The following is a 23055-nucleotide window of genomic DNA, read 5'->3' as shown; positions in this document are numbered from 1 at the left end:
GGCCCTAACCCGCTTTGGACCGGGATTTCTTGCGCTCAGGACGCACCTCGCCCGGCACGGAGACAGGTGCTCTCTTGAGCGAACGCCAGATCAGGAAGGCACCGGCGACAATCATCGGCACGCACAAAAGCATGCCCATGGTGACATATCCCTGCAGCGCTTCGGGCATATGCCGGTCGGGCTCGCGGAATAGCTCCACGAACGCGCGGAATACGCCATAGCCCGCCAGGAACACGCCGGTGACAAGGCCGGGCCGGGAGAGCGCCCGGAAGCGCCAGATCAGAAACGCGATGATGGCCAGCAGTACCGCGCCCTCAAGGAAGGCCTCATACAGCTGGCTGGGATGGCGCAGCGCGCACAGCGGATCAGCAGCAAAGCGCATCGCCCAGGGCAGGTCGGGCGCGGGCCGGCCCCACAGCTCACCATTGATGAAATTGGCCAGACGGCCCAGAAGCAGGCCGATGGGTGTGGCGGCCGCGACTGCGTCGGAGACGTTCAGAAGCGGAATTTTCCACGTGCGGGCCGTGATGATCATGGCAAGCATCACGCCGATCAGTCCGCCATGAAAGCTCATCCCCCCTTCGGTGATGCCGGTGATGACCCAAAGGGGCCGCTCCCAGAGCGCGCTTGTCTGATAGAACAGGACATACCCCAGACGTCCGCCGACGATGACGCCGACCATCACCCACAGCATCAGCTCCTCGACATAGGCGCGGTCCATGGGCGCCGCCTTCGGTCCGGGATGTGTTGTCCACAGGTGCGGCCGGGCCACCAGCTTGAGGACGTAGAACAGGCCGAGGAAGAAACCGGCAATATAGGCCAGCGCGTACCAGCGCAGCGCAAACGGGCCGATCTCGAAGATGACGGGATCGATCAGGTCGAAAGTCGCGGGGCACGGGGCCATGTGGCGTATCGTCTCCAGAGCGGCATTAACGGTGAAATCTGCGGGGCGGACATTGCGTTGGACGGGCCGGAAGGCCTATATCCTGACCTCTATACCAGCAAGGACCGTCTTGTCATGCAGACGCGCAACCCCGTTTTCACTGATCTGGCTGACCTGATGACCGATGCCTTCGGCGCGGCACGGGCGGCCGGCGACGAGGCACGCTCGGTTTTCCGGGCCCAGGCCGAACGTGTAGCCGCTGACATGGATCTGGCTTCCGGCGAGGAAGTGCGGGCCTTGCAGGCAATCATCGCCCGGCAGGGTGAGGAAATCGAATCACTCAAAGCCCGTCTGACGGCGCTGGAGGGCAAAAAGCCTGCTCCCTCGCGCGCTGCGGCGGCTTCGAAGCGCAAGCCCGCTTCGAAAAAGGCTTCCAGCTGAACGGCTTAATTTCAAACCCCCTGCACACCGTTGCGCAGTGTCCCCGGAGCGGCTTACCGTCGTTTCACGGGACGAGGCCGGCATGTGCTCTGAGGGAGGCGCAATGATGGATCTGCATACCGAAACCTACATTCAGACAATCGATCCGCTCGAAAGCGTGGAGCAGGCGGTTATCGCCGAGCAATACGCCTATGAGCGCGACGACACAGAGCTTCACATGGCCGTGCCCGGCGAATGGCGCGACCATCAGATATGGTTTGCCTGGCGCCCCGAGCTGGACGCCCTGCACGTGTGTGCGAGCCTTGAGCTGAAAACGCCGCAGGCGCGCTTCCGCGAAGTGTGCGAGCTGGTCACCCGCCTCAATGAACGCCTCTGGCTCGGTCATTTCGATGTCTGGGCAGAAGACGGCTCGGTGGTATTCCGCCATGCGCTGTCGCTGGCAGGCGGCGAAACCGTAAGCCCGGCGCAGGCCGCGGCCCTGATCGTGGCCGCCCGCGAGGCCGGTGAACGCCTCTATCCGGCTTTCCATTACCTGGTCTGGGGCGGCAAGAGCGTGGAGGAGGCCGTCGCCGCCGCCATGTTCGATACGGCCGGGGAGGCCTGAAGAGCTCACTCATGCCAGCGAACAACGAAGCTACAGGCAAGGTCGCGCTTATCGGCGCAGGCCGGATGGGGCTGGCTTTGGCCGCCGGCTGGCTGTGCGCGCGCCGCGGCGGGCTGGATTCCGACACGCTGGTCATTGTCGAGCCCAACCGTTCTGATGAGCTGGCCGAACTTGCCGGCAAGCATGGCATCAAGGTTCTGCCCACGCTGACCAAGAGCGCGGCGGCAGGTCTCGACCGCGTGGTGCTGGCCGTCAAGCCACAGGCCCTGCCGGCGCTGGGCGAAGAGCTCGGCGGCAAGCTGCCGCGCAATGCCCTGATCATATCCATTCTGGCGGGCGCCGGGCTGATCGGGCTCGGGCGCCTGTTCCCTGGCCATCCGATCATCCGCGCCATGCCCAACACACCCGGCTCGATCGGCAAGGGCATCACGGTCGCCATCTCCAATATCGAAGCCGACCCGCCGCATTTCCGGGCCGCCGCCGACGCGCTTCTGAAAGTGCTCGGCAGCGTTGAATGGGTCGAGGACGAACGGATGATGGACGCGGTGACCGCTGTGTCGGGCTCTGGCCCCGCTTATGTATTCCTGATGTGCGAAGCACTCGCCCGGGCGGGGGAAGCCGAGGGGCTTCCTGCTGAACTGGCCGAAAAGCTGGCGGTGGCAACCATTGCCGGTGCCGGTGCGCTGCTGGAAGATGGTCACAAGCGCAAGACGGCGGATGCGGCAGCGCTGCGCCGTGCGGTCACGTCACCGGGCGGCACCACGCAGGCCGCGCTTGACGTGATGATGGCAGGCGGCGGCCTGCCTATGCTGGTGCGTAATGCCGTGGCCGCTGCCGAGCGCCAGTCACGCAAGCTCGGCAGCGCGCTTTAGGACCCTGCCGTTAAGCCGGAATCCAGAGTACGGCCTTCAAGCCGCCAAGATCACTGCGATCCAGAAACACGTCCCCGCCATGGGCCCGCGCCGCATCGCGCGCGATGGCCAGCCCGAGACCGACGCCGGTCGTGTTGCTGTTGCGCGCCGGGTCGAGACGGCTGAAGGGCCGGAAGGCTTCCTCATAGAGCTCAGGGGGTATACCCGGACCGTCGTCCTCGACGCGGAATTCGATCCGCCCGCCTGTATCCACCAGAGACAGGCTGACGCTCTGACCGTGCGAGGCGGCGTTGCTGACGAGGTTGGAGACGGCGCGAGTCAGTGTGCCCGGGCGGACCTCGCGGGTGAGCACTTCCGGTACATCCAGCGATATTTCGCGGCCTGACCGCCCGGCCTTCGCTGCCAGCCCACGGCATAATTCAGCCAGATCGGTATGCGCGCTTTCCTCGCCGCTCTGGCCACGGGCAAAGGCGAGGTATTCATCCAGCGCCATCTCCATCTCGGCAATGTCCTGGATCGCCGCATCGCGCTCCGGTCCGGCCGGCATCAGCGCCAGCTGGAGGCGCAGGCGCGTCAGCGGCGTTCGAAGATCGTGGCTGACGCCCGCCAGCAGGGCGGTGCGTTGTTCCACATAGCGCACCAGCCTTTCACGCATGTCGATAAAGGCGGTTGCGGCCTGGCGCACTTCGCGCGCGCCAGCCGGGCGGAACCCGGCTGTGTCCTGCCCGCGTCCGAAGGCCTCCGCTGCCGCGGCGAGACGCTGGATCGGCTTGGCCTGATTGCGGATGAAGATGATCGACACGGCGCTGAGAAGCGTGGAGGCGCCGACAATCCACAGGATGAAGATATGGCCGGTTGTGGCGAAAGCCCGCTCTCGCGACGCGATGAAGCGCAAGACGCCCGCCTCCGTCTGCACGCGGATATCGACATATTCGGGGTAGCGCGTCGTGTCGAACCAGAATTCGTTGTCGAGCCTGGCTGTGAGCGCTCGCCGCAAGGAGCGGTCCAGCGCGCGGAAAAACGCCGTCCGGCGGCTGGAGGGCAGCACATCGCCTTCCCGCAGATCAACCGAGAGGCCCACCGTCTCGAAGGCCAGATTGGCAATCGGATCCACCGATTCCGGCCCTGACCGCTCCACAAGGGCCGTCACCATCGCCACATCACCGGCAACGCTTTCAGACAGGCGCGCCGTCACAGTCTGCCAGTGCTCCTCAAAGAAGGACCAGGTTACCGCGACCTGCATGATCGCCACGGGAAGGACGATGATGAGCAGGGAGCGGCCGAACAGGCTCGTCGGCAAATAGCGTTTGAAAGCCAACCTCATGGACGCGCGCTCACTTTCCCGCCGGTGCCTCGAAGACCGGCTCGGCTACCAGCTTATAGCCTTCGCCACGCACCGTCTGGAGGAAAACCGGGTTCTTGGGATCGTCCTCGATCTTGCGGCGCAGGCGCGTCATCTGCACGTCGATGGCCCGCTCGCCCGCACCACCGGCAGCGCGCTCGGAGAGGAGGTAGCGGTCAACCGCCTCGCCCGGTGACTGGGCAAGGGCGGTGAGCAGGGCCGCCTCGCCGCCGGTCAGGCGCACGCGCGCGTCGCCCTGCAAGAGCTGGCCGGTCTCCAGCTCGAATATCCAGCTGCCGAAACGCACGCGCTTTGCCCCCAGCTTCTTGGGGATCATCCGGCGCAATATGGCCTGCACCCGCAAGATCAGCTCTTCCGGTTCGAAGGGCTTGGCCAGATAGTCATCAGCGCCGAGCGACAGCCCCTTGATCCGGTCTTCAGGCTCGCCGCGTGCGGTGAGAAGCAGGATCGGACAGTCATGCGCCTGCCGCACGGCACGCGTTAGCTCAAACCCGTCCATGCCCGGCATCATCACGTCGAGAATGAGCAGGTCAAAGGCAAGCGAGCGCAGCATGGACAGCGCCTTGTCGGCATTGGGCGCAGACGACACGCGAAAGCCCCGCTCACGCAGGAAGCGGCTCAAGAGCGTCCGGATACGGTCATCATCATCGACGACGAGAATATGGGTTTCAGGTGGCAGGCCGGTCATCCTTGCTCCGCTATGCCAGCAAAGTCAGGAGCAAGGATGGACCGGTTTGGCCACGCCACAAAGTGGCAGGATGTTACGCAGCATTTCAGCCGAAACTTTACGCTGCGCGGATACGCTCCAGGAAGCGCGCGACATCGCCACGCAGCTGTTCTGCCTGACGGCCCAGCTCGCCCGCTGCGCCCACCACGGCGCTGGCCGAGTTGCTGGTCTCCTGTGCACCGGAGAGCACCTCGGTGATGGTCTGCGAGACCATGCCGGAGCTTTCCGCCGACTGGCTGGTATTGCGCTCGATTTCGGCAGTGGCCGCACTCTGTTCTTCCACCGCTGCCGAGATGGAGGCTGACACGCCCGTCACCTGCTCAATGGAGCCGGAAACCGCCTCGATGGCCTTCACCGCCGCGTTGACCACGTCCTGCACATTGGTGATCTGGCCGGATATCTCCTCAGTGGCCTTGGCGGTCTGCGCGGCCAACGACTTGACCTCGCTAGCCACCACGGCAAATCCCTTGCCGGCCTCGCCGGCGCGGGCTGCCTCGATCGTGGCGTTCAGCGCCAGAAGATTGGTCTGCTCGGCCACGGTCTCTATCAGGCTGACAATCGTGCCGATGCGTTCAGCAGCGGCAGAGAGCTCGGCCATGGTCTCGGCGGTGCGGCGGGCTTCATCTCTGGCCTGAGACGACGCGCTCGCCGCCTCGCCCGCCCGCTCGGAAATCTCGCCAATGGCGCGGGTCAACTCGCCGGCAGCCTGGGCCACGGTGCGCGCTGCGGTGCTCGCCTGCTCGGATGCCGCAGCCACGCTGGAGGATCGCTCGGTCGTGCCTTCTGCCGTCTGGGCCATGGCTCTGGCGGTGGTCGACAACTCCTCGGAGGCGGCCGCCACCGAAGACACAATCGCCGAAACCGTTTTTTCGAACTCGCTGGCCAGCGCATTGCGCTCCTCGGCCTTGGCACGTGCGGCACACGCCTCGATGGTGGACATGCAAAGATCCATGTCCAGCATGGCGGCCTTGACCAGCGTATCGAGGGCCACAGCCAGCTCTTCATCATTGCCAAAACGCTGCAGAAAATTCCGGCTTGCGTTGGCCTTGTGGACGATCGCCTTGACCATCCCGCCAACAATCTTGGCATAACCGCCAAAATACCAGGCCGGCTTCAGGCCGAGCCGGGCGTGGGTCTCGCCGATGCGCTGGACCGACTGCAGATAATCGGCGCCGTATTGCGCATCACAAATCCGCAGCCAGTGTTCCAGCTGTTTCTGGCGGGCATGGGCGCGCATCTCCGCGCTCTTGAACATCACATCGACTTCCGGATGTTTCGAGATGTCGAGATAGAACTGGTCGAGAATGGCCGGCAGCTCAGCGGCAACAAGCGGCCTCAGGCTGCGCAGACGGGCCCGGTCACTGTCATTGAAAGCCAGAAAATCAAAACGCTCGGAAAGGTGTGAAACGGTCATGATGGCGGCTCCTCGTCCGCAAGCATAAAGTTATGCCTATAACCGTTCTCATGGTGCGGTTAATGAAAGGTTTCAGATGTGTTCTGGCTATTATGCTACTTCTGATTGCCTATCTGAAACGCCTTCCGGATGTAGGGTATCGCACTCCACACCGTCAGTGCCGCGCATAGCCACACCCCGCCAACCCAGATGTAGAACCAGTCCCGCACCTCGGTAAATCCGGCCGCGACGAGCACAAAGGGTATGGCCGCGACAATCATGGTCAGGGCTGTCTTGGCCTTGGCATCGTTCGTCACCGCATAGGCTTCGGCGGCCCGTGGCGGGCCCGACAGCCGCAAACCCGTAATGAGGATATCGCGCACCAGGATTACGCCGACCGGAACAGCCAATGCCGGATTGCCGCCGGCAATCACAGTGTAGGCGACCAGATAGGCGCCGGTCAGCACCTTGTCAGCAATCGGGTCGAGCAGTTCGCCAAGGGCGCTTTGTGCGTCGAGCCGCCGTGCCAACCATCCGTCGAGCCAGTCGGTGAGGGCGGCAGAGAGGAAAATGAGGCCGGAGAGGATGGCGTAGAATTGCGCCGTCTCTTCGAGTGCAGCACCGGCGCTTTGCAGTAACAGCCACGCACCGGCAACACCGCCAAGAGCCCGCAGTACCGTCAGGAGATTGGGGATATGGCGCAGCAACTACCTCTCCTAACCCTCGTGGAAATGGTCGTAGATCTTGCGGGCGAGCGCCTTTGAAACGCCTTCGACCGCCTCAAGATCCGCAAGGTTTGCCCGTGACACAGCCCGCGCCGAGCCGAAATGCCTCAGAAGCGCGGCACGGCGCGAGGCCCCGATACCGGCGATATCATTGAGCGGATTATCCTTGATCGCCCGGCTGCGCGCGGCGCGGTGGCCGGTAATGGCAAAGCGGTGCGCCTCGTCGCGCAGGCGCTGAAGATAGTAGAGCACAGGATCATTGGCCGGCAGGCGGAATGGCGCCTTGCCCTCCATATAGAAGTCCTCCCGGCCCGCATTCCTGTCCGGCCCCTTGGCAATAGCGGCCAGCGGGATATCGCTCATGCCGAGCTCTTCCATGACTGCCATCGCCGCTGACAGCTGGCCTTTGCCGCCATCAATGAGCACCAGGTCCGGCACCGGCGCTCCCTCCCCACGCTCTTTCGCCAGCCGCGCAAAGCGGCGGCGCAGCATGGCGGCCATCATGGCAAAATCATCGTTGGTGGCAGCATCACCGCCCTTCATGTTGAAGCGCCGGTACTGGTTTTTTTCAAACCCTTCCGGGCCAGCGACGATCATCGCGCCGAGCGCGTTCGAGCCTTGTATGTGGGAATTGTCATAGACCTCTATACGGTCCGGGCGGGCGTCCAGTGCGAACACTCGCGCCACGCCGTCAAGAAGCTGGGCCTGGCTTTTCGACTCGGCGAGCGTCCGGCCCAGCGCCTCGCGCGCATTCGTCATCGCCTGATCGACAAGCTGGGTCTTGGTGCCGCGCCGGGGCTTCCTGATTTCCACGCCATGTCCGGCCCTCAAGGACAACGCCTCAGCCAGCAGCTCGCCCTGATCGGGTTCATGTGAGACCAGCAGCAAGGACGGTGCAGGCTTGTCCTCGTAGAACTGCGCGATGAAGGCGCCCAGCACATCCTCTGGCCCGGCATCGGCCTCATGGCGCGGATAGAAGGCACGATTGCCCCAGTTCTGGCCCGCCCGAAAGAAGAAGACCTGAACGCAGCTCTTGCCGCCTTCCTGATGGACGGCGATGACATCGGCCTCCTCGATGCCTTCAGGATTGATCCCCTGGCTGGTGGTGACGGCGGCTATCGCCCGCAGCCGGTCACGCAGGCGCGCGGCGCGTTCGAAGTCCAGCGCCTGCGATGCCTCCTCCATCTCGCCCTGCAAGCGTTCGCGCAAGGCACCCGAACGCCCGCGCAGGAACTCGCGCGCCTCGCCCACCAGCGCGTCATAGCGCTCCTGCGTGATCAGATCGACGCACGGGCCCGCACAGCGCTTGATCTGGTAGAGCATGCAGGGGCGGGTGCGCGCCTCGAACACGCTGTCCGTGCATGTGCGCAACAGGAAGGCTTTCTGCAGCGTGTTAAGAGTGTGATTGACGGCTCCGGCCGAGGCAAAGGGGCCGAAATAGTCACCCTTCATCTTGCGTGCGCCGCGGTGCTTGGTCAGCTGCGCAGATGCATGGCCGGTGCGGATGAGGATGTAGGGGAAGGACTTGTCGTCACGCAATATGATGTTGAAGCGGGGTTTCAGCCGCTTGATCAGGTTGGCTTCCAGCAGCAGGGCCTCGGTCTCGGTCGCGGTGACGACAAATTCCATGCTAGCCGTCAGCGCGATCATCAGCGCGATGCGGTTATTGTGCCCGCCGGACTTGGCGTAGTTCGACACGCGCGATTTCAGCTGGCGGGCCTTGCCCACATACAGTACCTCGCCATCCGCCCCGTACATGCGGTAGACGCCGGGCTTCATCGGCAGGCGCTTGACGTAGTCGGCGATCACGTCCGGCCCGGAGCGCGCAGACGCCTCGCTGGCGCGGCCGGGCGCGTCAGGCGTGTCTGCAGGCGGTGTCTGGGGCTTCTGTGCGCGGGCCATGAGGGAAAGATAGGCCGTCTTGCGCGTGGCGTCAGCGCCAGCGCTCATAGCTGACGCCAACGGACGCAGCATCGTCCAGCGCGGTCAGCTTGTCGATTGTCAGGGCAATGCGCACGATGCGCGGATCGGCGAACATCGTGTCGGCGAGCGCCTGCGCCAGATCTTCGAGCAATTCGTGATGCTGGCGGCCCACCACCTGGCGCACGGTTTCTGCCAGCGCGGCATAATTCACCGCGTGCCCCAGATCCGCGCCGGGATGCGCAGCCTCGCTGGCCACTTCGGCCTCAAGGCTGACGGTAATCGGCTGCTTGCGGCCATGCTCGCTGGCATAGACGCCCACTTCCGCATCCAGACGCAGGCCTTCCACCCGCACGCTCAGACGCTCCCCGCTCGCGGCAGGTTCTGCGCGTGCAGCAAGGGCTGCATCAGCGTTGGCAGGCGTCAGTTTCATGCCGGAAATCCTGTTTGGCGGCGGAATGCGAGGCTTGAAGCTCAGGCGAGTTCTCGTATCACTTCATAGCCGAGAGTGGGCCGGGCCACCGAGACTTTTCTCAGTCCGGGCCATAGCGGGGCCAGGCGCTGGGCCACAAAATCCGCAACCGCTTCCATGGACGGGCCCGAGAGCCCCTCCACCTCGTTGAGAAGCGCATGGTCGAGCGGCAGCGACGCCGCGGTGAGATCTTCGCGCAGCCGGTCAAGGTCTTCCACGCCCGGCTCGGCCTCTACCCAGGCGCGCACCAGATAGGAATGACCGTGAATCTGGCGGCGCGCATCATCCTCACCCCCGAACGGGGTGAAGTGCGCGGCTTCGATATTCACCTGGGCAGAAATCAGCATCATGGCGCGCGCTCTATACTGCGAAGGGCGGTGCAAGGTAAGCCCTGCACGCAGGTCGGGGCTTTCAACCGGACCCGCAAGGTATAGTTTCCCGCCAGATGCAGGAGCAGGGCATGGCACAGAGCAAAGGGACGGCACTGGTAACTGGCGGGGCCAAGCGTATCGGACGCGCATTCTGTGAGGCACTGGCGAACGATGGCTATGCAATCGCCATCCATTGCAACCGCTCACGCGAGACGGCCGAAGAGCTGGCAGACGAGCTCCGCTCCAGAGGCGCTAAAGCCGGCGTGTTCACCGCCGACTTCTCCGATGGCGCCAATGCCGAAGTGCTGATGAATGACGCCGCCAGCGCCATGGGGCCTGTCAGCCTGCTGGTGAATTCTGCTTCGATCTTTGAGGATGACAGCGTGGAGAGCGTCAGCGCGCAGAGCTTCCGGGCGCATATGGAGGCCAACACGCTCGCGCCTGTACTCCTGTCAAAGGCCTTCGCTGCGCAGGCCCCGGACGGCTCGATGATCTTCAACCTGCTGGACTACAAGCTATTCAACATCAACGCGGATTTCTACTCCTACACCATCTCCAAGGCGGCTCTGAAGGCGGTGACGGAGATGCTCGCGCGCGCGCTCGCTCCGCGCATCCGTGTCAATGCGGTGGCGCCCGGCCTGACCTTGCCCAGCCCCTATCATGACGAGGCCACATTCGAGCGCCTGCACAATGACAACCCGCTCCGCTGCGGGCCGACACCGGATGATCTGGTGCGCACGCTGCGCTGGTTCCTCGCCACACCTTCAGTGTCGGGGCAGATCGTGTGCGTCGATGGCGGACAGCATTTCGATCCGCGCCTGACGCGCGACGTGTTCGGCGCGCTTGGCAGCTAGCGCCTCGACGCAGGCTTGCGCACTGCCTAACTAGGGGATGGGCGTGGCTGGTTTTGCGTCCCTTATCTCGTGGACGAATGCCGTGGCCCTCTCCTCCCCCGATCCGAAGCGCCCGACGCTCGGCATGGCCGAGCTGATCGCGATGACGAGCGCGCTGATGGCGTTAAACGCGCTGTCGATAGACATCATGCTGCCCGCCCTGCCCGATATAGGCCGGGCCTTCGACGCCCTGGGCAATGAGCGCCAGCTGGTCATCACCTCCTATGTGCTGGGTTTTGGCATCGCGCAGATATTCTACGGGCCGCTGGCCGATGCGCTGGGACGGCGCACCGTGCTGCTGGTCTCGCTGGGGGCATACTCACTCGCAACGCTGCTGTGCCTCGCCGCGCCGGATTTCGGCTGGATGCTGGCAGCCCGCGCGCTTCAGGGCGCGGCAGCGGCCGGTACGCGCGTCATCGCCACGGCTGTGGTGCGCGACCTCGTCTCGGGGCGCAAGATGGCGCAGATCATCTCCATCGCCATGACCTTCTTCATGGCCGCGCCCATTCTGGCGCCCGGCCTTGGACAGGCCATCCTGCTTGTCGCGAGCTGGGAGTGGATCTTTGGTGCCTTGCTGGCTGGCGGCGGATTGTTGTGGGGCTGGATGCTGGTGCGCCTGCCCGAAACGCTCAGCGTTGAAAACCGCATTCCGATACGCATCCGATCAGCCCTGAAGAATTACTGGCTGGCCGCCAGCAACCGCATCACGCTTGGCTATATGATGGCGGCGGCCTTCATCTTCGGGGGACTTTTCGCCTTCATCGCCACGGCAGAGCAGATAATGGCCGAGCTGTACGGGCTGGACGTGTGGTTCGCGCTGGCCTTTGCCGGGATCGCGGCAGGGCTGGCGGTATCCAACATCATCAATGCGCGTATCGTCCAGCGTTTCGGCATGCGCAAGATATCCCATACCGCCATTATCGGCTTTACCCTGATCAATGGCGGACACGCGTTCTATGCGCTGATGGCCGACCCGCCCTTCTGGCTGTTCTACCCGCTACTGACGCTGGGCATGATGCTGTTCGGGATGATGGGGGCCAATTTCTCGGCGCTCGTCATGGAGCCTGCCGGTAAGCGCGCAGGCACAACGTCTGCGCTTTACGGGTCGGTGACAGCGATTGGCGGGGCCATTCTCGGCTCGCTGATCGGCCAGTCCTTCGATGGCTCGGTCTTTCCCCTGCTGGCGGGCATGGCGGGGCTGGGTCTTGCCGCCCTGGTGATCGTCGCGATCACCGAGCGGGGGCAGATGTTCAGCGCAGGCGAAGCCGAAGCGGACGCGCCTTCGCCTTAGGCAATCTGTCCGCAGGGCGTGTTTTCAGGCATAATATGGGCGGGTTCACCTGATGGAGACCCGCCATGCCGACCCGTCACGTTCTGACCGTTCACGGCTGGAGCGCCCGCGACACCTCGATGCGAAAGCTCGCCACATTCCTCGGCGGACAAGGCTTTGCCGTGGAACATGTCTGGCTGGGCGGTTACCCCTCCATGGCCGACGAGGTGCATCTGGCCGACAGCGCACGGCGGCTGGGCGAGCTCATCAGGGAGATGCAGGCTGACGGGCGGCTGGGACCGCGCTTCCACGTCATCACCCATTCCACGGGCGCGCTGGTGGTGCGCCAATGGCTCGCCTTCGAACATGCGCACGGCGGTGCGCCGGCCGATAATCTCGTAATGCTGGCGCCTGCCAATTTCGGCTCGCCGCTGGCGGTGATGGGCCGTTCGGCGCTGGGACGGCTGATCAAGGGCTGGAAGAACAGCTTCCAGACCGGCACAGAATTCCTGCACGCGCTGGAGCATGGCTCGGAGCTGCAGGAGCGCCTGGCTCTCTCTGACCGGCTCTCGCGCGACGGGACACGCACAAGCGTGTTCAGCGAGGCGGGCACGCGGCCCTATGTCCTCACCGGGCTGGATGTTTTCCGGCCCATGGGCATTCTGGGTGAGAGCGCGTGGGACGGGACCGTGCGTGCCGCCAGCGCCCATATCGACCCGCAGGGCGTGACCGTTGATTTCAGCCAGCGTGGTGACGACGGCCTGCCGTCGCGGCGCTTATGGACACGGCGCGGGCCGGAAAGCACACCCTTTGCCGTCCTGCCGGACCGGCATCATCTGAACATCACCGAACCCTCAGAGCGCGGCGATACCGGCGCAGGACGCCTCGGACGGATGATCCTGCAGGCTTTGCGCATCGACGATGCGGCCGGTTACCGGCAGGTCCGCGAGGACTGGAAAGCGCTCAATGCCGCGACCCGCACCCTGGTCCAGCCCGACGCTGAAACCCGCCGCGCCAGCCTTGATTCAGAGGAGGAGCTGGGGCCCGACGCCTTCAATGAGCACTATCAGATCGTGTTCTCGGTGCGCGATGATACCGGCCTGCCGGTCAATGACTATTTCGTCTGGCTGACTACCCCTACCGAAAATGAGCTTAGCTCGGGCCTTGGCGCATCGGTCTCACGGCCCGAGGAATACGCGCTGCGCCATGTGCTGAAAAAAGTGCATGTGAACCGGCGCGATCCGTCGCGGCGTGTATTCCATATCGACCGGCGCGAGCTGATGAAGCAGGGCGGGCTGAAATCGGCAATGACTCCTGCGCGCCTGCCCCTGCTGGCTGCAGGCCTCACGGCGCCCGCGCCCGGCAAGCTGATCAGCTATTTCGAACGCGGCGATGCCATGGGATCAGGCCTCATCCCGCTGCGCAGCCTGACCGGTGACGGGGAACAATTCCTGAAACGCTATGCCACGCATTTCATTGAAGTGATCGTGCCCAGACAGCCCGATGAGAGCGTGTTTACGGTGCGCGCAAGCGGCTAGCCCGCCCAGCCCGCCGCCATTTCTTCGGTGACGATGCCATCGAGGCGCCAGCCTGCGCCCTCGCCCTGTTTGAGCACGTCGCACAGCCAGGGCATGAGGACCAGAAGATCAGCCTCCAGCGTATGGGGCGGGTTTATGATGACGAGGCCCGCACCGGCGAGCTTGCCCTCGCTTTCCAGATCACGCACCCACATGTCTGCACGCAATATGGCAGCAGGCTCCACATCGCGCTCGGTGACCAGCCACTCGGCCAGCCCCTCGTCAAACCGGTCGAGCGACCACAGATCCTTCATCGGCCGCCAGAAAATGAAGGTCCCTGTGGGCCAGCGCTCCAGCCCTTTCATCGCGGCTTCGGCGAGGCGCACAAATTCATCACGGCTTTCAAAGGGCGGATCGATCAGGACCAGCCCGCGCTTCTCGCGCGGCGGCAGCATGGCTTTTAGTGCCCTGTAGCCGTCGCGCTGCTCCACCTTCACCCGCGCATTGAGCGCATAGCGCTTGTCGAGCGTCTTTGAGTCCGCCTCGTGCAACTCACATAGATGAATACGGTCCTGCGGCCGGATTAGCCGCGCCGACACTTCTGGCGAGCCGGGATAGGCGTTGAGGTCCTTGCCTGCATTCATCGCACAGATGACCCGCAGCAAGGGCGCCAGCACGCGCTCCACATCGGCAGGGCGATCCTTCGCCATCACCCGGCCAATGCCAGCCTGCCATTCCGGGCTGCGCCGGGCGGCATCGCTGGTCAGGTCATACGCGCCGATACCGGCATGGGTGTCGATGACGGCGAACGGTTTGTCCTTGCGCTTGAAATGCTCAAGGCACAGGGCCAGCACGGCGTGCTTGAGCACATCGGCAAAGTTTCCGGCATGAAAGGCGTGGCGGTAATTCATGCATGCGCTTCTAGGCGGACGCGCTGGGGCACGCAATTGTGAACGCGCATCCGCATTGACGCTTCTGGCATCGCGGCTAGCCTTGAAGCCAGATAACAGCGGCGGAACAGCCGTACCGGGGAGGCATCATGATCAGATCCATCGCAGCGGGGCTTGCAGCCCTTGTCCTTGGCGTTTCGGGCGCAGCCGCACAGGCACCGGACACCGAAAACGATCCGCGCGAGCCGCGCGTGTTTGAAAGCCGGGGCGAGGTAACCGCCAATGGCCAGCGCGTGCGCTACCGCGCCATTGCAGGCGAGACCTTCCTGCGTGACGAGAACGGACAGGCCACCGCCGCCATCTTCTCCACCAGCTATATACGCGAAGGGGTTTCGGACCCGCGCACGCGGCCCGTCGCGTTCATCTTCAATGGCGGACCCGGCTCAGCGTCCCTCTGGCTGCATATGGGCGTGTTCGGCCCGGTGCATCTCGTCCTGCCATCGGAGGCAGAGGATGATGGCGCGGCGCCCTATGATATCCGCTCCAACCCGCACACCCTGCTGGACCAGGCCGACCTCGTCTTTATCGATCCGGTCGGCACCGGCTATAGCCGCGCGCTGGGCGAGGCTGACCCGGCCCAGTTCTGGGGCGTCAATGAGGATGCCCGCTCCATCGGGCAGTTCATCCGCATCTGGCTGACCGAGAACCGGCGCTGGAACTCGCCCAAATACCTGATGGGCGAGAGCTATGGCACGACGCGCATCGGCGCGCTGATGAACGAGATGGAGCTCGGCTGGAACAATGTCGCCTTCAACGGCGTGGTGCTGATCTCGGTCGTCATGGAGATGGCCAATGCGCGGCCCGACAATCCGCTGGGCCTGACCGGACTGCTGCCGGGCTATGCTGCCACCGCCTGGTATCACAACAGGGTGGACCGGGCCGAATGGAGCAATGACTTCAATGCCTTCCTGCGCGATGCGCGCGACTTTGCCACCGACGAGTTTCTACCCGTCCTCTTGCGCGGTCATGATGTGGACGAGGCGCGCTTCAACGCGGCGGCCGTGCGGATGGCCGAACTGACGGGCCTGTCGGAGAGCTATTTGCGCTCATCAAATCTACGAGTGCCGCTGAGCCGGTTCCGCACCGAGATCTTGCGCGAACAGGGCCTTAGCGTCGGCCGGTTTGATTCCCGCTTTGCCGGACAGGAACCGGATTCGTTGCGCGAGAACCCGGAAGGTGATCCTTCGGGCTACGGCATCTCGGCGGGCTACACGGCCGCCATGCGCGAGCACTATACCCGCAATCTCGGCGTCGATATCGCCGACACCTATGTGACGCTTGGCGGGGTACGCAACTGGAACTGGAATGCCGGCGAGGCGGGCGGAAACAATTCGTACCTGAACACCTCGGTCTGGCTGGAACGCGCCATGCGCCAGAATTCAGACCTGCGCGTGCTGGCGACGAACGGCATTTACGACCTCGCCACACCCTTCTTCGGGACCGAAATGACATTCAACCAGCGCGGCTATGATCCATCACGTGTGACGCTGACCTATTACGAGGCCGGGCACATGATGTATCTGCACCACCCGTCCATCGAGCAGCTGGCGCGCGATGTACGCGAATTCGTGGCAGCGGGTAACCGCTAGGGTCTGGGCTGGCGGGTAAGGTCCGCGACGGCGGCAAGTCCGGTGAGGATCACGAACACGGCCATGCTGGTCATGGCAAGCTCTTGCGCACTGGCTGGCGGTTCACCCATCAGGTGGACCGCCTCCAGCGCGAGGAGTACGGCGACCAGCACGAACGGCCATATACGCCCGATCAGGCCTTTGGCCTGCGTCACCCGCAGATAGAAGAACAATCCTGCCAGAACCAGCGCCACTTCCAGCCCGAGCGCCAGCGGCAGATTGTTCCAGAGGCCGAAGCCCGCAACTGGCCCGCCCGGCCAGAGTGCAAGGTCCGGTGCGTGGACGACCAGGTCACCAAGCCAGTGCGAGAAGGACGCTGCGGCCACCAGCAGGCCGCCGGCAAACCGCTGCTGGCGGGCAATCAGCCCATAGACTGCGCCCAACAGAACCGACAGCGCGAGCGCGCCGGGCAGTGAATGCGTATAGGGCATGTGATGAAGGTCGAGCGGACTCATGGCGGTAAAGCCCGGCACGATGCGCACCTGCTCGATGCCGGCCAGTATCAACGGCCCCCATACGATATCGAGAAACTGAACCGCGAAGAACAACACCCAGAGCGGCACGGTCTTCACCAGCGCAGGCGCCGCCAGCGCCGGTCCGTAATGTCCGATGAACATGGATAAGCCCTCCCCTGATGCCGATTGCGGGAGAGCTTAGGGTCTAATGCCCCTCGAACGCCACCAGCGTCGCAACCGGCACGTCCATGGCGCGGATGCGGCCGGCCCCGCCAAGATCGGGCAGATCGATGATGAAGGAGGCGCCCTCGACCTGTGCTTTCGCCCGGCGCAGCAGCTTTACTGCCGCCTCTGCCGTGCCGCCCGTGGCAATGAGATCATCAACCAGCAGGACACGCTCACGGGGCTTTATAGCGTCGGTATGCATCTCCACCTCGTCCGTGCCGTATTCCAGCTCGTAAGACTGGCCGATCGTGTCAAACGGCAGCTTGCCCTTCTTGCGGATGGGCACAAAGCCGATGGAGAGCTGGTGGGCTATGGCACCGCCAAGGATGAAGCCGCGCGCCTCGATACCGGCAACCTTGTCGATCTTGGCTCCGGCATGAGGCGCTATCATCGCGTCAATCGCGGCCCGGAACGCGCGCGCATCACCCAGAAGCGTGGTGACATCGCGGAACAGGATACCCGGCTTGGGGTAATCGGGGATCGTGCGGATCGCCGCCTTGATGTCATTCATGGATTTCCCCTGCGCTGAACGGAGGGCTGACCATCCTGTCCAGCGCGGGAGACGTCAAGCTGCGGGCGTGAAGTTAGCCTGCGTTGTACGCAACAGCCTGCTGATACGGCCGGCGCGGCCCCATTGCCGACTCATGAAAGCGATCGAGCGGCGCATGGGCGAGTTCCTCAACGACATGCGTCACCATGGCCTGGACACAGACCGGATACTCCACCGATTCCGGCGCGACGATGCCGGCGCAATAATCACCGGCCTCGCTGACGAGCCGGAAATAGATGCTGGCCGTATTGCTTTCGTCCTGAAGCGCAACCCGCTCCACATCGAACTCGAAGACCGGCACGTTATGCGCCTGCTGCGCGGATGCCACGGCTCCCATGGCAAGCGTCGCGGCGGCGGCGAGGGCAAATTGTTCAAGTTTCATTCTTTCCTCCCGGGAGGCTTGGCCGGGCGCTGTGCCATAAGGGCCGGAGCGCGCCTGGCGACGGACGGGAACTGCCGTCCACATGCGGTCCGTGACATATAAGTGTCTCGGATCAGTCATAATACTGTAATACATCCGGATGCGGATGAAAAGAGGGCGCACGATCTCTGCCGAACAACCTTTAACTTATTGTTTTTATTAATTATCTTGACGCGCCGCCGGTCTTGCGCGCCTGGCACAAGGTAAAAATTCTCAAATTTTTTGTGCAGTTTTTGGCCTGACTGGACACAAGCCTGTGGATAACTGTCCCGGCTGGGGCCGGTATAGTCCGGTCAGCCGCGCGACAATACCCGGCCTGCAATCGTGGACAGACGGGCAACGAGGTCCGGGTCACGGTGCTCGGGCGCGGTAATGATGGCATGGTCGAGGACGCTACCTATGCCGGCCGGATCCGGTGTCCGCTCTTGCGCGCCCATGGTCTGTGTCAGGGCCGAAATGAGCGCATGGGCACGGCCGCTATTCTCGCCCATTACCTTGAGGATGTCGTTGATATCCACATCGGAATCGGCCTCACGCCAGCAATCGTAATCGGTGACCATGCATACGCTGGCATAGGGAAGCTCGGCTTCCCGCGCGAGCTTGGCTTCGGGCATGTTTGTCATGCCGATCACGTCCATGCCCCAGCTGCGGTAGAGAAGACTCTCGGCGCGGGTGGAGAATTGCGGGCCCTCCATCGCGAGATAGGTGCCCCCCTCAACCACGTTTTCAACGCCGGCGGCACGCGCGGCCTGTGCAGCCATCGCAGACAGGCGTTTGCAGACCGGATCGGCCATCGGCACGTGCGCCACACAGCCCGGCCCGAAGAAGCTTTTCTCGCGGGCATACGTGCGGTCCACATACTGATCCACGACCACAAAACTGCCCGGGTGCAGCTCTTCTTTCATCGAACCGCAGGCCGATAGTGACAGGATATCGGTAACGCCGGCCCGTTTGAGGGCGTGAATATTGGCGCGGTAATTGATCGCGCTTGGCGAGAGGTGATGGCCCTTGCCATGCCGGGTGAGAAACACGAGCTCTATGCCGTTGAGCTGTCCACGCACCAGCGCGCCTGATGGCGAGCCCCAAGGCGTTTCCACCGTCTGGTGGCGCACATTCTCAAGGCCGGACAGCTGATACAGGCCCGACCCGCCGATAATCCCCAATACCCAGCCCGTCATTACTCCGCACTCCTCCAATAGGCATCCGGCGCACCCGGCACCCAGCGGCTCAGTTCGGCCCAGCTTTCCGCACTGCGCAAGGCAATGGATATGAACGGGCGCTTGATCGCCTGATAGGCATCACGATCCTTGCGGGTCTTCGCCGCAAGCGCGGTCTTGAATTCACTGTAATCACGCCGCGAGGGCGCGTCATCGCGCAGGAAATCGCGCAGGAGCAGCGCATTGCGCGCCGCGGCCGCGCCGTTGCGCCGGATATGGACATGCACGCGGCGCCCACCCTTCGGCTCGCGGAAATAGAGCTTGCGCCAGTCATCCTCGCCCAGTGCGGGCGGGCTTTCCGGATGAGGCGGGTCGTAGGTATTGGCGTCGCGAAACCGGTAACCGGCGGCGGTCATGGCCGGGACAATGCCGTCATCCTCCAGGCGCAGGACAAGCGCCTGAATGTCTATGACATCCTTGGCGGCCAGTCCCGGCACGGCCGTCGATCCGACATGATCGACCCGCAGGGCAAGCGGGCCCAGCGCGCCGGCGACGGTTTCGGCGTGGCCCAGCCCTTCTTCCACCCAGCGTGACTGGTAGGCAACGACATCGATCGGATCTTTCTTCATGCCCGTCCTGATAATGTCTTAAGCAGAAAAACAAAACGGGCCGCCCCAGACAGGAGCGGCCCGTTTCAGCAAGGTATCGGCATTACTGCGCGGTGGCCTAGTGAGCCACTTTCGACCAGACCTGCCGATAAGTGAAGAACAGCAGGCCGCACAGGATGACCAGATAGGCCATTACCATCAGGCCCAGGCGTTTGCGCTGCTCCATATGCGGATCAGACGCCCACGCAAGGAACTCGGTCACATCGGTTGCCATCTGCTCGACGGTGGCCTCGGTGCCGTCATTATAGGTCAGCAGACCGTCCTGGAATTGCGGCGGCATGGCAATCAGCCCGCCCGGGAAGTACGGGTTGTAGTAAAGGCCCGCGCCCACGGTGAGGCCTTCCGGCGGCTCCTCGCCATACCCCATCATCAGCGAGCGGACATAGGGCGCGCCGTAATGGCGGGCACGCGTGATGATGGACAGGTCCGGCGGATAGGCACCGTTATTGGCCGCACGGCCCTGCGCCTCGTTGGCATAGGGTGCCGGGAAACGGTCAGCCGGCCGGCCGGGGCGCTCGAACATGTCACCGAACTCGTCCGGCCCATCCTCGACAATGTATTCCGCCGCAATGGCCCGCACGACGGGGTTGTCATTCGGGTTGGGATAGTCGGGGTCGTAGAACGGACCGCCGGGCTGTCCCAGATGGCGGATCGCCAGATGGTCAAGGCTGTGGCAGGCCGCACAGACCTGATTGAACACGTAGAAGCCACGCTGCACCGCGCCCCGGTCGAAGGAGCTGAAAGGGCCTTCGAACGAGAAGCGGTAGTCTTCCGGCGTGCGGTACTCGCCTGCGGCTGAGGCCAGGCCGACGGCGGCCAGAGTGCCGGTAGCGGCAACGAAAAGGGTGCGGATCAGACGCATTGTTCCATTCACTCCTATTCAGCCGGAACCGCGGCGGGCGCGGATTTCGACGAGCTGCCCAGAACCGATTCCTCGATGGAGGCAGGCCGCTCGGACGGTTTTTCCACGAAACCCAGTATGGGCAGGATCACGAGGAAGTAGGCGAAGTAATAAACGGTGAGGACACGGCCCATCAGCAGGAAGTCCACACCGATCGCGCCCAGTCCGGGCACCGGCGTATCGGGCAGTTCCGCACCGGCCCAGCCAAGCCCCAGACAGGCCAGCACAAAGAAGCCGAAGAACCAGCGGGCGAGCGGGCGGTAGCGCATGGAGCGCACCTTGGAGGTGTCGAGCCAGGGCAGCACAAACAGGATGCCGATGGCGCCGAACATCAGCAGCACGCCGCCGAGCTTGTCCGGCACAGCCCGCAGGATGGCGTAGAAGGGCAGGAGATACCATTCCGGCACGATCAGGGCGGGCGTTACCAGCGGGTCAGCCGGGATGAAGTTGTCGGAGTGACCCAGCGCGTCCGGCCAGTAGAAGACAAAGAACGCAAAGATCACCATGAACAGCACAATCGCGAAGCCGTCCTTCGAGGTATAGTAGGGATGGAAGGGCAGCGTGTCCCGATTGGACTTCACCTCGATGCCGGTCGGATTGTTGTTACCCGGAACGTGCAGCGCCCACACATGCAGGCCAACCACGCCCGCGATCAGGAACGGGATGAGATAGTGCAGCGAGAAGAAGCGGTTCAGCGTGGCATTGCCCACCGAGAACCCGCCCCACAGCCATTCGGTGATGGGGCCGCCGACGATCGGGAAGGCGCCCAGAAGGTTGGTGATCACCATGGCACCCCAGTAGGACATCTGGCCCCAGGGCAGCACGTAGCCGAGGAAGGCAGCCGCCATCATCAGCAGGTAGATGACTACGCCGAGGATCCACAATAGCTCGCGCGGAGCCTTGTAGGAGCCGTAATACAGCCCCCGGAAAATGTGCATGTAGACGGCAAGGAAGAACATCGACGCGCCGACGGCGTGGATGGAACGGACCAGCCAGCCATAGTTCACGTCGCGGTCAATGCGCTGCACGCTGGCAAAGGCATGATCGATATGCGGCACGTAGTGCATGGCGAGCACGATGCCGGTGATGATCTGGATCATCAGGCAGACGGTGAGAATGCCGCCGAACGTGTACCAGTAATTGAGGTTGCGGGGTGTGGGGAAGTCCACAAAGGAATCCCAGCCCAGACGCACAACCGGCAGGCGCGCATCCAGCCATTTGGTAAAGCCGGTTTTCGGTTCGTAGGTCGAAGGTCCGCTCATTGTTTTGCTTTCCCCTAGCCGAGACGCAGCACTGAGGCTGAGGTGAAGGTCATCACGGGCACGGAGAGATTCTCCGGCGCCGGTCCGCGGCGGATACGCCCCGAAGTGTCGTAGTGAGAGCCATGGCACGGGCAGAACCACGCACCGTAATCGCCTGCGCCCTCGGTCGGCACGCAGCCCAGATGGGTGCAGTTGGCGCTGGTGACCAGCAGGGACGCGCGCAGCGCATCCTCGATCTCGACACCTTCGGCCACTGCCGCCGTCATCGCGGAACGGTTCTCGTCGGTCGCCGGCGCGCCATCGCCCAGGTTGAAGTTACGCGCGTCGCGGTCAGGCAGGCTGGCGATGTTGACGCCACGGGCCGCTTCCACTTCCGCAGCGGTGCGGCGGCGCACGAAATGCGGGCGCTCGCGATAGATCACCGTGATTTCCTGGCCCTCTTCCAGCTCGGCGATATTCACCTCGGTGGAGGCAAGCGCCAGCGTATCGGCCGCCGGGTTCATCTGGTCGATGAACGGCCAGATGGTAAACGCACCACCCACGGCAAGGGCGCCGCCGGTGGCAATGTAGATGAAATCGCGGCGGCTTGGCTCCTGGCCGTCGGCGCCGGTGTGTTCAACAGCTTCTGTCACGCGCAGACCTCTCTCACGGCGGCTGGCAACGCTCGCCTACGCCCCCTGTATGGCGTAAGTCTGCACGCAGCCGCAAGGCCCGCGCAGACACGTCGTTACCTCTGATCTAGCGTGACAGGCCGGGTCCGCCCTTGCGTCCCAACGCCGCAGCGTCCGCCCCGTCAACGCTCACTGGTGCGGCGGGATTAGAATGAGAGCCGCATTTTTTCAACCAGATTATCTGCGTGAAAGCGTCTCAGGCTGCCGAAGGCGCCGGCCCCCTTGCCAGCGAAGCCGCTCCGGCAGGCAGAATAACTGCGCTGGCAATGGCGACGAGCTTTTCCTCCCCGGCGCTGACCGCAAAGATGTCGGCGCGGGTCACCACCTGGCGCTTGCCCGCCTTTACCACATACCCGCGCGCCACGAACGCCTCACCAATGCCGGGAGACAAATAGTTCACGGAGAACTGGGCGGTGAGCACATCGCCAATCGCCGTTGCGGCCGCATAGGCGCTCACATTGTCCGCGAGAAAGGCGACAAGGCCTCCGTGCAGAAAGCCATGATGCTGGACCATATCCTCGGGGCGCAAGGTCATGCGGGTCTCCACATAACCATGGTCCACACGCACCACCTCCAGCCCGGTCCAGCGGGTAAAGGGCTGGATAGCGACGATTTCCCTCAGCGTTGCCGCGTCAACCAGAGGCATCGGGGGCTCACCTGACGCAGCCCTGCCCGGCCTGCGCACGTCCATCGGTTCCTGACCGTCTTGCATCACA

25 protein-coding genes are annotated in these 23055 nt (G+C 63.7%); 7 read left to right on the top strand and 18 right to left on the bottom strand.

The window, feature by feature from the left end; genetic code table 11:
* Positions 1 to 4: 4 nt before the first annotated feature.
* A complete protein-coding gene (lgt, locus tag IEV75_RS13340; protein WP_188453059.1) occupies positions 5 to 904 on the bottom strand; it encodes a prolipoprotein diacylglyceryl transferase in 900 nt (299 codons plus the stop codon).
* Here lgt and IEV75_RS13335 point away from each other — a divergent pair, their 5' ends adjacent.
* From IEV75_RS13335 to proC, 3 genes are all read left to right on the top strand, one after another.
* Positions 905 to 1324, top strand: coding sequence for an accessory factor UbiK family protein (locus IEV75_RS13335; RefSeq protein ID WP_217979634.1), 420 nt, complete (start codon positions 905 to 907; stop codon positions 1322 to 1324).
* Positions 1325 to 1427: 103 nt separating this feature from the next.
* Complete coding sequence (locus tag IEV75_RS13330; RefSeq protein ID WP_233351872.1) at positions 1428 to 1928, top strand: type III secretion system chaperone family protein; 501 nt, start codon at positions 1428 to 1430, stop codon at positions 1926 to 1928.
* 11 nt (positions 1929 to 1939) lie between these two features.
* Entirely contained in the window at positions 1940 to 2800 is an 861-nt protein-coding gene (proC, locus tag IEV75_RS13325; RefSeq protein ID WP_188453058.1) for a pyrroline-5-carboxylate reductase, read from the top strand.
* A gap of 10 nt (positions 2801 to 2810) precedes the next feature.
* Here the strand turns inward: proC and IEV75_RS13320 are convergent, their stop codons facing one another.
* The 7 genes from IEV75_RS13320 to IEV75_RS13290 form a co-directional block, all read right to left on the bottom strand.
* On the bottom strand, positions 2811 to 4124 hold the full coding sequence (locus IEV75_RS13320; protein WP_188453057.1) for an ATP-binding protein: 1314 nt from the start codon (positions 4122 to 4124) through the stop codon (positions 2811 to 2813).
* Between the two features lie 10 nt (positions 4125 to 4134).
* Positions 4135 to 4851 (bottom strand): response regulator, encoded by a 717-nt coding sequence (locus IEV75_RS13315; protein WP_188453056.1) that lies wholly within the window; start codon positions 4849 to 4851, stop codon positions 4135 to 4137.
* A 97-nt stretch (positions 4852 to 4948) separates the two neighbouring features.
* Positions 4949 to 6304: a globin-coupled sensor protein gene (locus IEV75_RS13310; protein WP_188453055.1), complete on the bottom strand. Its 1356-nt coding sequence runs from the start codon at positions 6302 to 6304 to the stop codon at positions 4949 to 4951.
* 95 nt (positions 6305 to 6399) lie between these two features.
* Positions 6400 to 6990: a CDP-alcohol phosphatidyltransferase family protein gene (locus IEV75_RS13305; protein WP_188453054.1), complete on the bottom strand. Its 591-nt coding sequence runs from the start codon at positions 6988 to 6990 to the stop codon at positions 6400 to 6402.
* A 9-nt stretch (positions 6991 to 6999) separates the two neighbouring features.
* Positions 7000 to 8910, bottom strand: a complete 1911-nt coding sequence (gene uvrC, locus IEV75_RS13300; protein WP_188453074.1) for an excinuclease ABC subunit UvrC — start codon at positions 8908 to 8910, stop codon at positions 7000 to 7002.
* Between the two features lie 31 nt (positions 8911 to 8941).
* The gene (folB, locus tag IEV75_RS13295) at positions 8942 to 9361 is read right to left on the bottom strand and encodes a dihydroneopterin aldolase (protein ID WP_188453053.1); all 420 of its coding nucleotides are present in this window, start codon (positions 9359 to 9361) and stop codon (positions 8942 to 8944) included.
* 41 nt (positions 9362 to 9402) lie between these two features.
* Positions 9403 to 9750, bottom strand: a complete 348-nt coding sequence (locus IEV75_RS13290; RefSeq protein WP_188453052.1) for a 6-pyruvoyl trahydropterin synthase family protein — start codon at positions 9748 to 9750, stop codon at positions 9403 to 9405.
* 110 nt (positions 9751 to 9860) lie between these two features.
* Between IEV75_RS13290 and IEV75_RS13285 the strand changes: the two genes are divergently transcribed.
* From IEV75_RS13285 to IEV75_RS13275, 3 genes are all read left to right on the top strand, one after another.
* The gene (locus IEV75_RS13285; protein WP_217979628.1) at positions 9861 to 10625 is read left to right on the top strand and encodes an SDR family oxidoreductase; all 765 of its coding nucleotides are present in this window, start codon (positions 9861 to 9863) and stop codon (positions 10623 to 10625) included.
* A gap of 43 nt (positions 10626 to 10668) precedes the next feature.
* Positions 10669 to 11955, top strand: a complete 1287-nt coding sequence (locus IEV75_RS13280) for a multidrug effflux MFS transporter (protein WP_233351870.1) — start codon at positions 10669 to 10671, stop codon at positions 11953 to 11955.
* 65 nt (positions 11956 to 12020) lie between these two features.
* A complete protein-coding gene (locus tag IEV75_RS13275; RefSeq protein ID WP_188453049.1) occupies positions 12021 to 13472 on the top strand; it encodes an esterase/lipase family protein in 1452 nt (483 codons plus the stop codon).
* On the opposite strand, the gene IEV75_RS13270 is transcribed toward IEV75_RS13275, so the two are convergent.
* Entirely contained in the window at positions 13469 to 14362 is an 894-nt protein-coding gene (locus tag IEV75_RS13270) for a 23S rRNA (adenine(2030)-N(6))-methyltransferase RlmJ (protein ID WP_188453048.1), read from the bottom strand. The genes IEV75_RS13275 and IEV75_RS13270 overlap by 4 nt on opposite strands.
* Positions 14363 to 14490: 128 nt before the next feature.
* Between IEV75_RS13270 and IEV75_RS13265 the strand changes: the two genes are divergently transcribed.
* Entirely contained in the window at positions 14491 to 15990 is a 1500-nt protein-coding gene (locus IEV75_RS13265) for a S10 family peptidase (RefSeq protein WP_188453047.1), read from the top strand.
* Here the strand turns inward: IEV75_RS13265 and IEV75_RS13260 are convergent.
* The 9 genes from IEV75_RS13260 to IEV75_RS13220 all read right to left on the bottom strand — a co-directional run bounded on the left by IEV75_RS13260 (position 15987) and on the right by IEV75_RS13220 (position 23051).
* Positions 15987 to 16646, bottom strand: coding sequence for a hypothetical protein (locus tag IEV75_RS13260; protein ID WP_188453046.1), 660 nt, complete (start codon positions 16644 to 16646; stop codon positions 15987 to 15989). The two genes, IEV75_RS13265 and IEV75_RS13260, sit on opposite strands and share 4 nt — an antisense overlap.
* A gap of 43 nt (positions 16647 to 16689) precedes the next feature.
* Positions 16690 to 17220, bottom strand: coding sequence for an adenine phosphoribosyltransferase (locus IEV75_RS13255; protein WP_188453045.1), 531 nt, complete (start codon positions 17218 to 17220; stop codon positions 16690 to 16692).
* 73 nt (positions 17221 to 17293) lie between these two features.
* Complete coding sequence (locus tag IEV75_RS13250) at positions 17294 to 17641, bottom strand: UrcA family protein (RefSeq protein WP_188453044.1); 348 nt, start codon at positions 17639 to 17641, stop codon at positions 17294 to 17296.
* 332 nt (positions 17642 to 17973) lie between these two features.
* Positions 17974 to 18858: an S-methyl-5'-thioadenosine phosphorylase gene (locus IEV75_RS13245; RefSeq protein WP_188453043.1), complete on the bottom strand. Its 885-nt coding sequence runs from the start codon at positions 18856 to 18858 to the stop codon at positions 17974 to 17976.
* On the bottom strand, positions 18858 to 19466 hold the full coding sequence (locus tag IEV75_RS13240; protein WP_188453042.1) for a GrpB family protein: 609 nt from the start codon (positions 19464 to 19466) through the stop codon (positions 18858 to 18860). The genes IEV75_RS13245 and IEV75_RS13240 overlap by 1 nt, the downstream gene beginning before the upstream one ends.
* Before the next feature lie 97 nt (positions 19467 to 19563).
* Positions 19564 to 20367 (bottom strand): cytochrome c1, encoded by an 804-nt coding sequence (locus IEV75_RS13235; RefSeq protein WP_188453041.1) that lies wholly within the window; start codon positions 20365 to 20367, stop codon positions 19564 to 19566.
* Between the two features lie 14 nt (positions 20368 to 20381).
* Complete coding sequence (locus IEV75_RS13230; protein WP_188453040.1) at positions 20382 to 21668, bottom strand: cytochrome b; 1287 nt, start codon at positions 21666 to 21668, stop codon at positions 20382 to 20384.
* Positions 21669 to 21682: 14 nt separating this feature from the next.
* On the bottom strand, positions 21683 to 22300 hold the full coding sequence (gene petA / locus IEV75_RS13225) for a ubiquinol-cytochrome c reductase iron-sulfur subunit (RefSeq protein WP_188453039.1): 618 nt from the start codon (positions 22298 to 22300) through the stop codon (positions 21683 to 21685).
* 235 nt (positions 22301 to 22535) lie between these two features.
* The gene (locus tag IEV75_RS13220) at positions 22536 to 23051 is read right to left on the bottom strand and encodes a PaaI family thioesterase (RefSeq protein WP_188453038.1); all 516 of its coding nucleotides are present in this window, start codon (positions 23049 to 23051) and stop codon (positions 22536 to 22538) included.
* Between the last annotated feature and the right edge of the window lie 4 nt (positions 23052 to 23055).

It is taken from the genome of Glycocaulis albus, from assembly GCF_014639075.1.
GTDB lineage: Bacteria > Pseudomonadota > Alphaproteobacteria > Caulobacterales > Maricaulaceae > Glycocaulis > Glycocaulis albus.
Note: the sequence above shows the minus strand (reverse complement) of the source record. Positions and strands in the feature narration are given on the sequence as shown.

Coding starts and splice junctions, on each gene's coding strand:
- IEV75_RS13230 (WP_188453040.1), bottom strand. CDS start 21,668: ATGAGCGGACCTTCGACCTACGAACCGAAAACCGGCTTTACCAAATGG.
- IEV75_RS13240 (WP_188453042.1), bottom strand. CDS start 19,466: ATGAAGAAAGATCCGATCGATGTCGTTGCCTACCAGTCACGCTGGGTG.
- lgt (WP_188453059.1), bottom strand. CDS start 904: ATGGCCCCGTGCCCCGCGACTTTCGACCTGATCGATCCCGTCATCTTC.
- uvrC (WP_188453074.1), bottom strand. CDS start 8,910: ATGGCCCGCGCACAGAAGCCCCAGACACCGCCTGCAGACACGCCTGAC.
- proC (WP_188453058.1), top strand. CDS start 1,940: ATGCCAGCGAACAACGAAGCTACAGGCAAGGTCGCGCTTATCGGCGCA.
- IEV75_RS13285 (WP_217979628.1), top strand. CDS start 9,861: ATGGCACAGAGCAAAGGGACGGCACTGGTAACTGGCGGGGCCAAGCGT.
- IEV75_RS13315 (WP_188453056.1), bottom strand. CDS start 4,851: ATGACCGGCCTGCCACCTGAAACCCATATTCTCGTCGTCGATGATGAT.
- IEV75_RS13330 (WP_233351872.1), top strand. CDS start 1,428: ATGATGGATCTGCATACCGAAACCTACATTCAGACAATCGATCCGCTC.
- IEV75_RS13235 (WP_188453041.1), bottom strand. CDS start 20,367: ATGCGTCTGATCCGCACCCTTTTCGTTGCCGCTACCGGCACTCTGGCC.
- IEV75_RS13220 (WP_188453038.1), bottom strand. CDS start 23,051: ATGCAAGACGGTCAGGAACCGATGGACGTGCGCAGGCCGGGCAGGGCT.
- IEV75_RS13290 (WP_188453052.1), bottom strand. CDS start 9,750: ATGATGCTGATTTCTGCCCAGGTGAATATCGAAGCCGCGCACTTCACC.
- IEV75_RS13245 (WP_188453043.1), bottom strand. CDS start 18,858: ATGACGGGCTGGGTATTGGGGATTATCGGCGGGTCGGGCCTGTATCAG.
- IEV75_RS13265 (WP_188453047.1), top strand. CDS start 14,491: ATGATCAGATCCATCGCAGCGGGGCTTGCAGCCCTTGTCCTTGGCGTT.
- IEV75_RS13260 (WP_188453046.1), bottom strand. CDS start 16,646: ATGTTCATCGGACATTACGGACCGGCGCTGGCGGCGCCTGCGCTGGTG.
- IEV75_RS13310 (WP_188453055.1), bottom strand. CDS start 6,304: ATGACCGTTTCACACCTTTCCGAGCGTTTTGATTTTCTGGCTTTCAAT.
- IEV75_RS13255 (WP_188453045.1), bottom strand. CDS start 17,220: ATGAATGACATCAAGGCGGCGATCCGCACGATCCCCGATTACCCCAAG.
- IEV75_RS13270 (WP_188453048.1), bottom strand. CDS start 14,362: ATGAATTACCGCCACGCCTTTCATGCCGGAAACTTTGCCGATGTGCTC.
- IEV75_RS13250 (WP_188453044.1), bottom strand. CDS start 17,641: ATGAAACTTGAACAATTTGCCCTCGCCGCCGCCGCGACGCTTGCCATG.
- IEV75_RS13320 (WP_188453057.1), bottom strand. CDS start 4,124: ATGAGGTTGGCTTTCAAACGCTATTTGCCGACGAGCCTGTTCGGCCGC.
- folB (WP_188453053.1), bottom strand. CDS start 9,361: ATGAAACTGACGCCTGCCAACGCTGATGCAGCCCTTGCTGCACGCGCA.
- IEV75_RS13275 (WP_188453049.1), top strand. CDS start 12,021: ATGCCGACCCGTCACGTTCTGACCGTTCACGGCTGGAGCGCCCGCGAC.